The following is a 12985-nucleotide window of genomic DNA, read 5'->3' as shown; positions in this document are numbered from 1 at the left end:
GTGCGCGAGCTGTCCGGCTAAGGCGTGCCCGCCGCGATGTCCTGCACCGCCGCGCACGCGCTCGGCACCGGGTCCAGCTCGTTGACGTGCCCCGCCAACCGGCGCAGCAGGGACCGGAACGTCGAGCGGTCCGCCTCGGGCAGGCCGGACAGGACGTGGGCCTCGGCGTGCGACAGGCGGAGTTCCAGGTCGCGCAAACGTTCGCGGCCGGCGGGGGTGGCCACGACCAGGCGGGTTCGGCGGTCGGTCGGCGCAGGCCTGCGGGAGACCAGGGAGGCGCGCTCCAGGTCGTCCAGCAGGTACGTCATCACCGTGCGGTCCACGCCCAGTTGCTGGGACAGCGCGGACTGGCTTTCCGGCTGGTCGCGCACCGCCGCGGTGAGGACCTGGTAGCCGCGGTGGCCGCCGGGCAGGTCGCCCACGGCGGCGTTGGTCGCCTTCACGAAAGCGCGGAAGACCACGCCGAGGGTCCAGCCGAAGTCGTCCTCCAGAGCCGTCACCCCCGCAATGATAGCGGCGACAGAACGTCTGCTCAGCAGAACATCTGCATGGCATACTTTCGGCATGACAGATTACGGTCACCCGGTCGAGTTCGGGGTGTTCCTGGCGCCCACCGCCGAACGGTTCGACAGCGCTCTGCGGCTGGCCCAGGCCGCTGACGTGCTGGGACTCGACTTCGTGAGCATCCAGGACCACCCGTACAACGCCACGCACCTCGACACGTGGACGTCGTTGGCCGTCATCGCGGCCAGCACGACGAACGTGCGGGTGTTCCCCAACGTCGCCAACCTGCCGTTGCGGCCGCCCGCGATGCTGGCGCGCGCGGTGGCGAGCCTGGACGCCATCACGGGTGGTCGGGTCGAGCTGGGGCTCGGGGCCGGGGCGTTCTGGGACGCCATCGGGGCCATGGGTGGGCCGGTGAGGACGCCCGGTGAGTCCGTGAAGGCCCTCGACGAGGCCATTGCGGTGATCCGGGCGTTGTGGACGCCGGGCAGGACCACGCGGATCGCGGGGGAGCACTACTCGCTCGGCGGTGCGCGGCCCGGGCCGTTCCCGGCGCACGACGTCGGGATCTGGCTCGGGGCCTACAAGAAGCGGATGCTGCAGCTCACCGGACGCGCCGCGGACGGGTGGCTGCCGTCCAGCTCGTACGCGCCGCCCGAGCAGCTCGGGGCGATGAACGCGATCATCGACGACGCGGCTCGTGAGGCGGGGCGAGAGCCCGGCGACGTGAAGCGGCTCTACAACATCTCGCCCGGCTTCACGGCCGAGCAACTCACGGAACTGGCGCTCGAGCACGGCATCAGCGGGTTCATCCTCATGGTCGACACCGACGACGAGGTGCGGGCGTTCGCGGAGGAGGTCGCGCCGGCCGTGCGGGAGATGGTGAGGAAGGAACGGGATGCCCTCCCCAAAGCGCTGGGCGTGACGCCCACGCCTGACGACGGGCAACGCCTCTCCGCGGAGACCTTGTGGGACGAGGCCGCGCGGCCACGGGGGCCCAAGCCGGAGAAGGACGCCGTCTACACCGCGGCCGGGCGGGCGCACAGCCGTCAGCTCGTCGGCGTGCACGACCACCTGCGCGAGGAGCTGACCAAGATCCGCCAGGTCGTCCGGCAGGTCGCGGACGGCATCACCGACATCGGCGACGCGCGGGACGAGATCAACGCGATGACCATGCGCCAGAACAACTGGACGATGGGCGCCTACTGCGAGACCTACTGCCGGCTCGTCACCCTCCACCACACGCTGGAGGACCGGAGCCTCTACCCCCAGCTCCGGGCGGGGGACGCGCGGCTCGGGCCGGTGCTGGACCGGCTGTCCGAGGAGCACCTGGTGATCCACGACGTGCTCGAACGGCTGGACGCCGCCCTGGTGAACACGGTCGCCGAGCCGAAGAGGATCACGGAGGTGGCGCAGGCCGTCGACCTGCTCACCGACACGTTGCTGTCGCACCTGTCCTATGAGGAGCGTGAGCTGGTCGAGCCGATGGCGCGCATTCCGTACCACTACTGAGTGCACCTCGGCGTGTGCGGTGGAGCGGGGAGCGCTCCCGGCAACAGACTGGGGTTCGTGGACACCAGGAAGCGAGTCGACCCGGTGCGGCGCGGTCGCACGATCCTGGGTGCGTCGCTGCTGCTCACCGCGGCCATCGCGGGCACGACGGCCGCGGTCGGGTTCGCCACCGCGGCGGCGGCCGAGCAGGCGATCCGCGCGCAGCAGGGCATCGACGTCACGGTCGGGCTGCACCGGGGACTGACGTACGCGTGGCTGGCATTCGCCGTGCTGGTGGCCATCGGCGCGGTTCCGTTGCTGCTCAACGGGAACGGGCGCACGTTCGCGGCCGGGGTCACCTACGCGCTCGGGATGCCGTTGCTGCTGCTCGGGATCGGGGTGCCCGCGCCGGTGGCGGTGGTCAGAACGCTCACGTGGGTGGCGTGCGGGGCGATCCTGCTGACGGCGTGCTTCGTGATGCTGACGTCCGGACCCGGTGCGCCCCAACGGCGACGTGCTCCGAGCCGGCCGAGACCGGCCCGGAGCAGGAACCGCTAGCCGGTCACCGTGCAGGTGGCGGTGGCGGTCTTCGCCGGGTTGCTCTCCGACACCGCGGTCAGCGTCACCTTCGACATGACCTGCCCGCTGCCGCGCTGGGCGTGCACCGGCACGTCGACGCGGCCGCCGAACTTGGCCGTGGCCAACGCGTTCGGCACCGAGACGGTCCAGCCGGCGGAAGCCGTCGCGGTCACGCGGTACACGTCGCCGTCGAGGTACTGGTCGACGGGCTCCGGGTGCTGCGAGCCGGGGGTGGCGGCACGGCCGGTGTTGGTCAGCGGGAAGCGGCACGTCGCCACGCCGTCCGCACCGGCACGGGCGGCGGTGGGCGTGACGCGCACGCCGCGCTGCTGCGGGCCGGCGCCGTCCAGGGACCGGACCGCGACCGTGTACGACAGGACGCCGCGCGAGTCGCGTTGCAGGTCCAGCACGTAGAAGTGCAGGCGGTTGGCCTGGTCGACGAACTCGTACTCGCTGCCCGAGTTCGTGCCCGCGTGGAACAGGGCGTCGGACAGCTGGCGGTAGTCGCCGATCGTGATCGGGACCCTGGTGCCGTCGGGCAGCACGTAGTCGGTCATGCCGATGTCCTGCGGGTTGGCGTCGATCACCCACGTGAACGGTGCGGCGTCGGCGTTCTTCGTCTTGGCCAGCAGCACGCCCGAGTCCGGGGTGAACGAGTCGGCGCCCATGCGGTCGACGACTTCGAGCGTGTAGTTGTTGTAACCGCCGCCGTCGCAGAACGGGTTCGTGGAGACGTTGCACGACGGCGTCTTGTCGCCGGTGCCCATCGCCAGGTTGATGCCCGTCAAGCCGCCGGAGCCCGGGTTCACCTCGCGGGCGGTGATCTTCGCGATGACCGTGCCGGACCCGGCCAGCGCCTCGCGCGAGAGCCGCAGGACGTTCTGCTCGTCCACGATCCCGAGCTTGATCCGGTTGCGGAACGTCTGCTGGGCGCCGAGCGAACCGCCGCCGGTGGCCGGGATCGTCCACCGCGAGTGCGGGCCGCCGGGGCCGTTGAACGAGCCGCGCGACAGCATGTCCCACGGGCCGCTGTAGTCACGGCGCGGCGGGGAGCCGTACGGGTTGTTGTAGTTGTCGCCGATGCCGAGGATGTGGCTCAGCTCGTGCGCGTACACGCCCTGGCCGGAGCTCTCGGCCTGGGTGGACGAGCCGCCGCCCGCGTTCGGCCAGATCGACGAGCCCGCCGCCCACGACGTCCAGTCGACGTAACGGGTGTTCGACCAGTTCGGCAGCGCCGGGTCCGGCGGGCCGAAGTCGTCGGTCACGTCCTCCTTGGTCCGGAACTTCATCATCCCGAACTCCTGCCAGGTGCCGGACTCGTCCTGGCCCGCCGACAGGTAGTAGATGAAGTCGTAGCCCGCGGGCACCTGCGAGCCCACGTCCGCCACCCACGCCGCACGGCCGTCGGTGCGGATGTTGCGGTTGCAGTTGTCGCCCGCGGGACAGCCGGTGCCGCCCTGGAACTCCATGGCGTACTCGTGGTCCTTGCCCGGCATCGTGTACGGGCCGAACGCGTTCAGCTCGACGCCGTAGCGACCGCCGGAGGTCTCCATCCAGTACTCGTGCACGGTGTGGCCGCGGTTGAGCGCGCCCGGCTTGTTGAGGAAGTCCTGGTAGAACTGGCCGACCTGGGCGCGCGGGACGCCGCTCGCCTCGGTGCTCGGGTTGCCGAACACCGTGGAGCCGCCCGGCTGCGTCACGACGAAAGGCTGGTTCGGGTAGTCCAGCAGGACCAGTGCGCCCTTGAAGTTGCGCACCGAACCCTTGACCGACGGGTCGGCCCAGTTGGTGCCGGGGATCTTCCGGTAGTCGCGTTCCCACGTCATGTGGTCGGGGTTGACCCAGTTCTGCGGGTCGATCGGGCCGGGGAAACCGTTCTGCGCGAAGACCCGCGCGGTCTCACCCGACTGCTGCCACGGCTGCTGCTGGAGCCAGTGGTCGTACTGCCAGTGGTTCGACGGCTGTTCGGGGGAAGGGGCTGCGGCGGAGTTGCCGGCGGTGACCATCGCGACCGAGAGGAACGCGGTGATCAGCAGGGCAGGGCGCCGGTGTCTGCGGTCCATGTGACCACCGTGGTGCAGAGCGGCCCTCGCGAACCACCGTCGATCGTCTGCTGCTCAACGGAATTCGGGCAGTTGGACGAACACCGACGCGCCGCGCGGCCTCGGCACGAACCGCACCGTGCCGCCGTGCACCGCCACGACGTCGGCCACGATCGCGAGCCCCAGGCCGGAGCCGGGCAGGCCGCGGGCATCGGGCGCGCGCCAGAACCGTTCGAAGGCCGACCGCCGGTGCTCGAACGGGAGGCCGGGCCCCTCGTCGCTGACGGTGAGCCAGCCCGGCTTCGAGCGGACGGTGATCGTGGAGCTCGCCGGGGAGAACTTCACGGCGTTGTCGAGCAGGTTGAGCACGCTGCGCTCCAACGCGCCCGCGTCGCCGACGATCGACCAGTCCGCGCGCTCGACGTCGAAGACGTGGTCGTGGGCACGGCTGCGGGCGCGCCGGACGGCCCGGTCGATCACCCCGGCGACGTCGACCGGGTCCCTGGCCAGCTCGCGGTCGTCGCGGGCCAGCACGACGAGCTCGGTGACGAGGTCGCCGAACTCCCGGCTCTGGGCCTGGAGGCGGTCGAGGACCTCGCCGCGCTGGGGCAGCGGGCGGCCGGTGCGCTCGCTGCGGACGAGCAGGTCGATGTTGGTGCGCAACGAGGTCAGCGGCGTGCGCAGCTCGTGCGCGGCGTCGTTGACGAGGTCTCGCTGCCGCCGCCGCGACTCGGCCAGCGCCGCGGTCATCGACGTGAACGCACGGCCGAGGCGCCCCACCTCGTCGCGGCCGGAGACGGTGACCGGCGTGGTGAGGTCCTCGGTGCGGGCGATGTGCTCGACGGCCTCGGTGAGGCGTTCCATCGGGGCGAACGCGCGGCGCGTCAGCCACAGCCCTCCGGCGGCGACGACCACCGCGCCCAGGACGGACACCCCGACGAGGACGCCCGCGAGCGTGGCCAGGGTGGTGTCGATCTCGGCGGTGCTGCGGCTGAGGACCAGCACCTCGCCGTTCTCCAGCGGTTGCAGCAGGACCCGTGCCTCGGCGCCGGACTGCGTGACGCCGTCGCGGAAGGTCCGCGTGGTCACGAGGTCGCCGGCGGTGGTCACCACGGGGTCGACGCCGGGCGGCGCGCACGTGCCGCCGTCGGGGCCCAGTGTCTGGATGCCCTGCAGGACCTGCCGCAGGCCCTCCGCCGGGACGCTCGCGTCGCACCGGATCTTGATCCGCGGCGGGAGGCTCGCCTGCAGCGACCTGTCGAGCTGCGAGCGCAGGTTGTGCTCGGTCGCGAGCCACGTGACGACGCTGATCCCGGCGATCGCGACCGCCACGACGAACGCGGTGATCAGCGCGAGCTTGCTGCGCAGCAGGACCGGGCGGGTCACGGCGACTCGCGCAGCAGGAAACCCAGGCCCCGCACGGTGTGCAGCAGCCGCGGCCGCCCGCCGGACTCGGTCTTGCGGCGCAGGTAGCCGATGTAGACCTCGAGGAGGTTCGTGCCGGGGTCCTTGCCCCACACGGCGTGCTTGAGGTGGTTCTTGGTCAGCAGCCGGTCCGGTTCGGCCAGGAACACGGCCAGCAGGTCGAACTCGGTCGGCGTCAGGTCGAGCCGCTCGCCGCCGCGCACGACCTCGCGGGCGTCCGGGTCCATCCGCAGGTCGGCGAACTGCAGCAGCCGCGGCACCGGCCGGTTCCGGTTCTGCTTGAGCAGCGCGCGCACGCGGGCCAGCAGCTCCTCCAGCGCGAACGGTTTGACCAGGTAGTCGTCGGCACCCGCGTCCAGGCCGGTGACCCGGTCGCCCAGCGCGTCGCGGGCGGTGAGCATCAGCACGGGCAGGCGCTCCCCCGCCGCGCGCAGCCGTCGGCACGCCTCCGACCCGTCGAGCACGGGCATCATCAGGTCGAGGATCGCGAGGTCGGCGCCGGGCAGCCTGGTCAGCGCCTCGGCCCCGTCCGCGGCCGTCGTGACCTCGTAGCCCTCGAACTCGAGACTGCGGCGCAGACTGTCCCGCACGTCCGGGTCGTCGTCCACCACCAGCAGTCTCATGGCAGCGACGGTAGGGCCGGAGCCTGTGAGCCACCTGTGCATCGGCGCTCTCACGATTCTCTCAGCGCGGGCCAAGGACGTTCTCACGGCGACGTCAGCACGCTCGGTTGCACAACGGCCACTTCGGTGTCCACAGTGGAACGGAGAACCTCATGGCGGTGATGACCGCGCAGGCCACGGGAACAGTCGACATCATGATCCCCGTCTACGACGAGGAACGCGCGCTGCCGGGCTGCGTCGAGGTGCTGCACCGGTTCCTGAGCGAGCAGTTCCCGTTCGACTGGTCGATCGTGGTCGTCGACAACGCCAGCACCGACCGGACCCTCGAAGTCGCCCGGGAGCTGGAGGAGAAGTACGAGCGGGTGCGCGTGCACCACCTCGACCGCAAGGGCCGGGGGCTCGCGCTGCGGGAGTCGTGGGGCGCCAGCGAGGCGGCGGTCGTCGTCTACATGGACGTCGACCTGTCGACCGGCCTCGACGGGCTGCTGCCGCTGGTCGCGCCGCTGCTCAACGGGCACTCGGACCTCGCGATCGGCTCCCGGCTCGCACCGGGGTCGCGCACGGTCCGCGGGCCGCGCCGGGAACTGGTCTCGCGGGCCTACAACGCGCTGATCCGGCTCACGCACGGCGCCCGGTTCAGCGACGCCCAGTGCGGTTTCAAGGCCGCCCGCACGGACGTCGTCCGGCCGCTGCTCGGCCAGGCGCGCGACGAGGCGTGGTTCTTCGACACCGAACTCCTGCTGCTGGCCGAGCACAATGGCCTGCGCGTGCACGAGGTGCCGGTGGACTGGGTCGAGGACGTCGACAGCCGGGTCGACGTGGTCGGCACCGCGGTCGACGACATCAAGGGGCTGGTCCGGGTGGCCAGAGCGAAGGCCAACGGCACCGCGCGGGTCTCCGGCCTGCCGCGGCGGCCGGAACCGAAGGCGATCCACCCCGACGCCGTGCTGAGCCGCAGCGAGGGCGGGCTGTCGTGGCAGATGCTGTCGTTCGCGGTGATCGGCGTGCTCTCCACGCTCGCGAACCTGGCGCTGTACGGGGTGTTCCGGCTGTGGTGGCCGGTGCTCGCGGCCAACCTCGCCGCGCTGGTGATCACCACCCTCGTCAACACCGAGGCCAACCGCCGCTTCACCTTCACCGCACGCAACGCCGCCCGCGGCAAGACGCACCTGCAGGGCCTCGTGGTGTTCGGGCTCTACTACGCGTTCACCTCGGCCGCTTTGCTCGTGCTGCACGCGGCCTCCCCCAATCCGCCGCGCGCACTGGAACTGGTGGTGCTGCTGGGCTCTTCCGCCCTCGGCACGGTGGGGCGCTTCTTCCTGCTGCGGAGCTGGGTGTTCCGCAGGGACGACCGAAAGGACGACGCATGACCGCCACTGCCGCAGTGGCCGCTCCGGCCGGACGACCGGCCGGAGCACAGCGGTCCCGTTGGCACGTCTGGGTTCTCGTCGCGATCTGCGTGCTGGCGGGTGCCCTGTACACGTGGGCGATCTGGGGCGGGCAGATCGGCAACTCGTACTACTCGGCCGCCGCGAAGTCGATGTCGACCTCGTTCACGAACTTCCTGTTCGGCTCGTTCGACCCGGCGGGCGTGGTGACGGTCGACAAACCGCCGTTGGCGTTGTGGCCGCAGGCGGTCGCTGTGTGGATCTTCGGCTTCCACGGCTGGGTCGTGCTGCTGCCGCAGGTGCTCGAAGGTGTCGCGGCGGTGTTCCTGCTGCACCGCGCGGTCCGGCTGTGGGCGGGCGAGGAGGTGGCTCTGCTCGCCGCGCTGATCTTCGCCCTGACGCCGATCACCGTGGCGATCAACCGCGACAACAACCCCGACACGCTGCTGGTGCTGCTCCTCGTCGCCGCCGCGTACGCCTTCACGCGCTCGGTCAGGTCGGCGGAGAGCCGCCCGCGGACGAAGTGGCTGCTGTGGTGCGCGTTCTTCGTCGGCTGCGGGTTCCTGACGAAGATGCTGCAGGCGTGGATCGTGGTGCCGGGGTTCGCGCTCGCCTACCTGGTGGGCTCCGGTGCGGCGGTCACGCGGCGGGTGCTCGACCTGCTCGCGGCCGGTGCGGTGCTGGTGGTGTCGTCGTTCTGGTGGGTGGTGCTGCACGCGGTGTGGCCGGGGGCCAAGCCGTACATCGGGGGCAGCACGGACGGCGGCGCGTGGGACCTGATCATCGGGTACAACGGGCTCGGCCGGGTGTTCGGCGGGAGCGGCAACCGCGGTGGCGGGCAGCTCGGTCAGGTGCCGCCGGGCCGGTTCCCGTCCGGTCAGCTGCCGCCCGGCGGCGAGGTCGGCGGGCCCGGCGGCGGGGCGATGTTCGGCGGGCAGCCCGGCGCCGGCCGCATGTTCGACGCGGCGGTCGGCGGGCAGATCTCGTGGCTGCTGCCGCTGTGCCTGCTGGTGCTCGGCGCGGTGTCGGTGGCGGGCGTGCTGCGGTGGCGGCGCGGGGTCCCCGGCGACCCGGCCGAACGCGCGGGCTGGTTCCTGTGGGGCGGCTGGCTGCTGGTCACGGCGGTGGTGTTCAGCTTCGCGCAGGGCATCTTCCACCCCTACTACACGACGATGCTCGCCCCGGCGGTCGCGGCGATCGGCGCGGCCGGGCTCGTGATGTTCTGGCGCGCCAGGAGCTTCGTGCGGTTCCTGCTGCCGGTGTCGGTGGCGGTCACGGCGGTGTGGGCGTTCGTCGTGGTCTCGCGCGACACGGCGTTCCACGGCTGGACGCGGTGGGCGGTGCTCGCGGTCGCGGCGGTGGCGGTCGTCGTGCTGCTGCTCGGACTGCGCCGGGCCGGACTGGTGGCGGCGGTGGTGGCGGTGCTGCTGACGCCCGCGGTGTGGTCGGCGGCCACGGCCGCGACGGCCGGTTCCGGTGGCGGCATCCCCGCAGCCGGACCGGCCACGCCCGGTGGTGGCGTGCAGATCTTCCGCGGCGGGCAGCAGCCGCCCGGCGGAGCTCCGCGGCCACGGCGGAACGGGCCCGGCGGCGACCGGGCCACGCTGAGCGACGAGCAGAAGCGGATCCTGGACTACGCCAGGGCGCACAGCGGCGGCGCGGAGATCACGCTCGCGGTCGCCGGGTCGTCGCAGGCCGCCGCGCCGTTCATCCTCGGCTCGGACGACGTCGTGATCGGCATGGGCGGGTTCTCCGGTTCGGACGACGCGCCGTCGGTCGGCCAGCTGCAGACCTGGGTCGCCGAGGGCAGGCTCAAGTTCGTGCTCAGCGGTGGCGACCGGATGGGCGGTGGTCCCGGCGGCCGCGGTGATCACGGCCGCCAGGAGTGGATCTCCGGGCACTGCTCCGCGGTGGACCCGAGCGCCTACGGCGGCGGGTCGGCGCAGTCGCTGCTGGAGTGCCGGGCGTGAGCCGGTGGGGGCACGAGCGCCGCGCCCGCCGTCATCTCGTCCGCCGCCGGGCCGGCGTGCTCCGCCAGTTCGGCGAGCACGCGTGCGACGTGGTCCTCGGCGGCACCGAACATGAAGCACATGCCGCCGACGTTAGGCGTGGTCCGCGTCCCGGGCTTCTCGATTCCTGCTCGCTCTGAGCAAGCCCGCCCCGGACGCCACCAGCAGCACGCCCAGCAGGCCCAGGCCGAGCACCGCGGCGCCCGTCCTGGCCAGCGCCACGCGGGCGGCCGGTTCGGGCACCGCCGCTCCTCCCGGACCCGGCGGGACCGGGCCGGGCGTCGGCGGCGAGGTCTCCTCCGGCTCCCCGGTGACCGCGGCGCTCGCCGTGGCCTCGGCGTAGCCGGCGCCGTCCAGGACGTGCGGCCCGAACCGGCAGACCGCGAGCACCTCACCACGGGCCAGGGCTTCCCGCGGCACCACGTCGGTGACGCTGAACGTCCTGGTCTCGCCCGCGGCGATGGTCACGCCGGGTCCCGCCGGCGCCAGGTCGCCCCAGCCGGCCCCCGAGCCGACGTGGTGCTTGCTGCCGTGGTCGAGGCAGGTCGCCTGGACCCCCTCCACCGCACGAGCGCCGCTGTTGGTCAGCGTGGCCGTGATCGTGACGGGGTCCCCCGGCCGGTAGACGGTCCTGTCGAGGGCCAGCTCCGCCTGGACCGAGTCGGAGGCCGGCCGCTCGGCGCGCACGGAGAGCTCGACGCCGGCCGGCGTGACGCGGACGGTCTGGACCGATCCGTCCCCCTCCGGCACCACCCAGCCGTCCGGGTGCGAGTAGGAGAGCGACCAGGTGCCACCCGGTGCCTTCGCGAACAGGAACCGCCCGCCGGCGTCCGTGGTGCGCTCCGCCCGCATCCGGCGCCCGCCCCGGACGCCGACCGCGGTACCGGCGAGGGCCTCACCCGCGTCCTGCCGGCCGTTGCGGTTCTTGTCCGCGTACACGACGCCCCGGATGTCGCCCTCGGTCGGCGTGACGGGGGCGACGGCGGTGAAGTGGTCCTCGCCGGTCTCCTGCCGGCCCGCGAAGTCGAACCACTTGTCCTCGATGCCCGCGGTGGAGCCGTTGTACCTGTCGACGACCCCGCCGGAGAACTCGAGGACCCTGGTCTCCCCCGGTTCGAGCCGGATGCCCTCCTGGGTCTCCCGCAGCGGCGCCCAGTTCCACCGGTCGTAGTGCGGATCGCCCGGCGGCAGGCGGAACCGCACGCGTTCGGCGACCTGGCCGCCGATGTTCGTGATCGTGAACTTCATCCGCATGTCCTCGTGGAGGAGGTAGTGCGGCTTGTCGAGTTCGACCGTCGTGCGGAGGACCGCTCGAGGCGGTGCCTCCGACGGCGGGGCGGGCTCCTGAGCGGTCGCGGCGCCGCCGAACGCGAGCACCGCGGCTGTGGTGAGCGCGCCCGCTCCGGGCAAGGCGCGTCTCAGCGATCTGTTGGACACTTCATCCCCCATGGATGTGTCTTCCCGTGACGCCCCTCAACGCCGCGCTTGCCCGGTTTGTTGAGTTCTGGGGCCAACTCGTTCGGAACTGACGGCGAATTCCCGCGTGTGCGGCGGGCGGTGAGCGCATCCTCGTGTTGAGATCTGCGTCCTCAGGTACGAGACAGGGAGGCACCGTGACCGATCGCGGCGACCGCATCGTGAGTGTGCTCGAGGACGCGTTCTCGGGGCTGATGGCGGCCGACCCCGCCGCGTTCCGGCACAAGTTCCGCAAGATGGCGGCGGAACCGTTCGCGTTCTACCGGGGCAGCGCGTGCCTCTTCTACGCCGACATGGCCGAATTGCCCGATGAATGGGCCGACGACCGCACCGGTCGCATCTGGATCCAGGGCGACCTGCACGCGCAGAACTTCGGCACGTACATGGACTCCGAGGGCACGCTGGTGTTCGACGTCAACGACTTCGACGAGGCCTACCTCGGTTCGTTCACGTGGGACGTCCGCCGGTTCGCCGCGTCGATGGCCCTGCTGGGCTGGCGCAAGGCGTTGCCGGACAGCGTGATCACCGACCTCATCCGCGCGTACGTCTCGGCCTACGTCGAGCAGGTCCGCACGTTCGCCGAGCACCCCGGCGACGAGCTCTTCAGCCTCCGCCTCGACAGCACCGAGGGCGCCCTGCACCGCGTGCTGCAACGAGCCCGGCTGGAGACCCGCATCGGCCTGCTGAACGAGAAGACGGCGATCGTCGACTACGAACGCCGGTTCCGCCGCGACCGCGAGGGCACGCACGAACTGGAACCGGACGTGCGCGCCGCCGTCGAGGAGGCGTTCGAGTCCTATCTGGACACCATCCCGACCGGCAAGCGCGCCAGCAGCCGCACCTACGCCGTCAAGGACGTGGTGGGCCGCAGCGGTTTCGGCATCGGCTCGGCCGGCCTGCACGCCTACAACATCCTCGTCGAGGGCCGCTCGCAGGCGCTGGAGAACGACGTCGTGCTGTCCATGAAGCAGGCGAACGTCGCGGCCCCCAGCCGGATCGTCCACGACGACCGCATCCGCGAGTACTTCACCGACCACGGCCACCGCACGGCCGTCTCCCAGCGCGCGCTGCAGGCCCACGCCGACCCGTGGCTCGGCAACACCCAGATCGACGGCGTCGGCTACGTCGTGTCCGAGCTCTCGCCGTACGAGGCGGACCTCGACTGGTCCGACCTCACCGAGCCCGCGGACATGCTCCCGGTCCTCGGCTACCTGGGCCGCGCCACGGCCAAGATGCACTGCGTGGCCGACGAGGACTCCTCGCAGACCCTCGTGGACTTCCAGTGCGAGGAGGCGATCTCGGCGGCGATCGGCGACCGCGACGAGGAGTTCGCGGAGTCGGTCGTGTCGTTCGCGCTCGAGTACGCGCAGCAGACCCGCGAGGACCACCGGCTGTTCGTGGACGCGTTCCGGGAGGGGCGGTTCAAGGGGGTCGAGGCCACCGGGTGA

The 12985-nt window shown here is 72.0% G+C and carries 11 protein-coding genes; 5 read left to right on the top strand and 6 right to left on the bottom strand.

Annotation, left to right across the window (positions count from 1 at the left end; translation table 11 throughout):
- Positions 1–17: 17 nt before the first annotated feature.
- Positions 18–500, bottom strand: coding sequence for a MarR family winged helix-turn-helix transcriptional regulator (locus tag ACFWGZ_RS08240; RefSeq protein ID WP_382450780.1), 483 nt, complete (start codon positions 498–500; stop codon positions 18–20).
- Positions 501–564: 64 nt separating this feature from the next.
- Between ACFWGZ_RS08240 and ACFWGZ_RS08235 the strand changes: the two genes are divergently transcribed.
- Both ACFWGZ_RS08235 and ACFWGZ_RS08230 read left to right on the top strand, forming a co-directional pair.
- Positions 565–2016, top strand: a complete 1452-nt coding sequence (locus ACFWGZ_RS08235; protein WP_382450779.1) for an LLM class flavin-dependent oxidoreductase — start codon at positions 565–567, stop codon at positions 2014–2016.
- 57 nt (positions 2017–2073) lie between these two features.
- The gene (locus ACFWGZ_RS08230) at positions 2074–2553 is read left to right on the top strand and encodes a hypothetical protein (protein ID WP_382450778.1); all 480 of its coding nucleotides are present in this window, start codon (positions 2074–2076) and stop codon (positions 2551–2553) included.
- On the opposite strand, the gene ACFWGZ_RS08225 is transcribed toward ACFWGZ_RS08230, so the two are convergent.
- Genes ACFWGZ_RS08225 through ACFWGZ_RS08215 form a run of 3 tightly spaced genes read right to left on the bottom strand, consistent with a single transcriptional unit; the run spans position 2550 to position 6664 of the window.
- Positions 2550–4637: a M6 family metalloprotease domain-containing protein gene (locus ACFWGZ_RS08225; RefSeq protein WP_382450777.1), complete on the bottom strand. Its 2088-nt coding sequence runs from the start codon at positions 4635–4637 to the stop codon at positions 2550–2552. The genes ACFWGZ_RS08230 and ACFWGZ_RS08225 overlap by 4 nt on opposite strands.
- A gap of 54 nt (positions 4638–4691) precedes the next feature.
- On the bottom strand, positions 4692–6002 hold the full coding sequence (locus tag ACFWGZ_RS08220; RefSeq protein ID WP_382450776.1) for an ATP-binding protein: 1311 nt from the start codon (positions 6000–6002) through the stop codon (positions 4692–4694).
- Positions 5999–6664: a response regulator transcription factor gene (locus tag ACFWGZ_RS08215; protein WP_382450775.1), complete on the bottom strand. Its 666-nt coding sequence runs from the start codon at positions 6662–6664 to the stop codon at positions 5999–6001. The genes ACFWGZ_RS08220 and ACFWGZ_RS08215 overlap by 4 nt, the downstream gene beginning before the upstream one ends.
- A gap of 161 nt (positions 6665–6825) precedes the next feature.
- Between ACFWGZ_RS08215 and ACFWGZ_RS08210 the strand changes: the two genes are divergently transcribed.
- Together ACFWGZ_RS08210 and ACFWGZ_RS08205 are read left to right on the top strand one after the other, a co-directional pair.
- Entirely contained in the window at positions 6826–8034 is a 1209-nt protein-coding gene (locus ACFWGZ_RS08210) for a glycosyltransferase (protein WP_382450795.1), read from the top strand.
- The gene (locus ACFWGZ_RS08205) at positions 8031–10022 is read left to right on the top strand and encodes an ArnT family glycosyltransferase (protein ID WP_382450774.1); all 1992 of its coding nucleotides are present in this window, start codon (positions 8031–8033) and stop codon (positions 10020–10022) included. The genes ACFWGZ_RS08210 and ACFWGZ_RS08205 overlap by 4 nt, the downstream gene beginning before the upstream one ends.
- Here the strand turns inward: ACFWGZ_RS08205 and ACFWGZ_RS08200 are convergent.
- A complete protein-coding gene (locus ACFWGZ_RS08200; RefSeq protein ID WP_382450773.1) occupies positions 9977–10144 on the bottom strand; it encodes a hypothetical protein in 168 nt (55 codons plus the stop codon). The genes ACFWGZ_RS08205 and ACFWGZ_RS08200 overlap by 46 nt on opposite strands.
- 10 nt (positions 10145–10154) lie before the next feature.
- Positions 10155–11498, bottom strand: coding sequence for an SdrD B-like domain-containing protein (locus ACFWGZ_RS08195; protein WP_382450772.1), 1344 nt, complete (start codon positions 11496–11498; stop codon positions 10155–10157).
- A gap of 233 nt (positions 11499–11731) precedes the next feature.
- Here ACFWGZ_RS08195 and ACFWGZ_RS08190 point away from each other — a divergent pair, with 233 nt between their 5' ends.
- A complete protein-coding gene (locus tag ACFWGZ_RS08190) occupies positions 11732–12985 on the top strand; it encodes a DUF2252 domain-containing protein (RefSeq protein ID WP_382450794.1) in 1254 nt (417 codons plus the stop codon).

It is taken from the genome of Lentzea sp. NPDC060358 (assembly GCF_042725365.1).
Taxonomy (GTDB): Bacteria; Actinomycetota; Actinomycetes; order Mycobacteriales; family Pseudonocardiaceae; genus Lentzea.
The sequence above is the reverse complement of the archived record's forward strand: the minus strand, read 5'-3'. Positions and strand labels throughout refer to the sequence as shown.

Excerpts from the sequence above, each read along its gene's own strand:
- ACFWGZ_RS08190 (WP_382450794.1), top strand. The coding sequence starts at position 11,732 with ATGGCGGCCGACCCCGCCGCGTTCCGGCACAAGTTCCGCAAGATGGCG.
- ACFWGZ_RS08215 (WP_382450775.1), bottom strand. The coding sequence starts at position 6,664 with ATGAGACTGCTGGTGGTGGACGACGACCCGGACGTGCGGGACAGTCTG.
- ACFWGZ_RS08210 (WP_382450795.1), top strand. The coding sequence starts at position 6,826 with ATGACCGCGCAGGCCACGGGAACAGTCGACATCATGATCCCCGTCTAC.
- ACFWGZ_RS08225 (WP_382450777.1), bottom strand. The coding sequence starts at position 4,637 with ATGGACCGCAGACACCGGCGCCCTGCCCTGCTGATCACCGCGTTCCTC.
- ACFWGZ_RS08200 (WP_382450773.1), bottom strand. The coding sequence starts at position 10,144 with ATGTGCTTCATGTTCGGTGCCGCCGAGGACCACGTCGCACGCGTGCTC.
- ACFWGZ_RS08235 (WP_382450779.1), top strand. The coding sequence starts at position 565 with ATGACAGATTACGGTCACCCGGTCGAGTTCGGGGTGTTCCTGGCGCCC.
- ACFWGZ_RS08205 (WP_382450774.1), top strand. The coding sequence starts at position 8,031 with ATGACCGCCACTGCCGCAGTGGCCGCTCCGGCCGGACGACCGGCCGGA.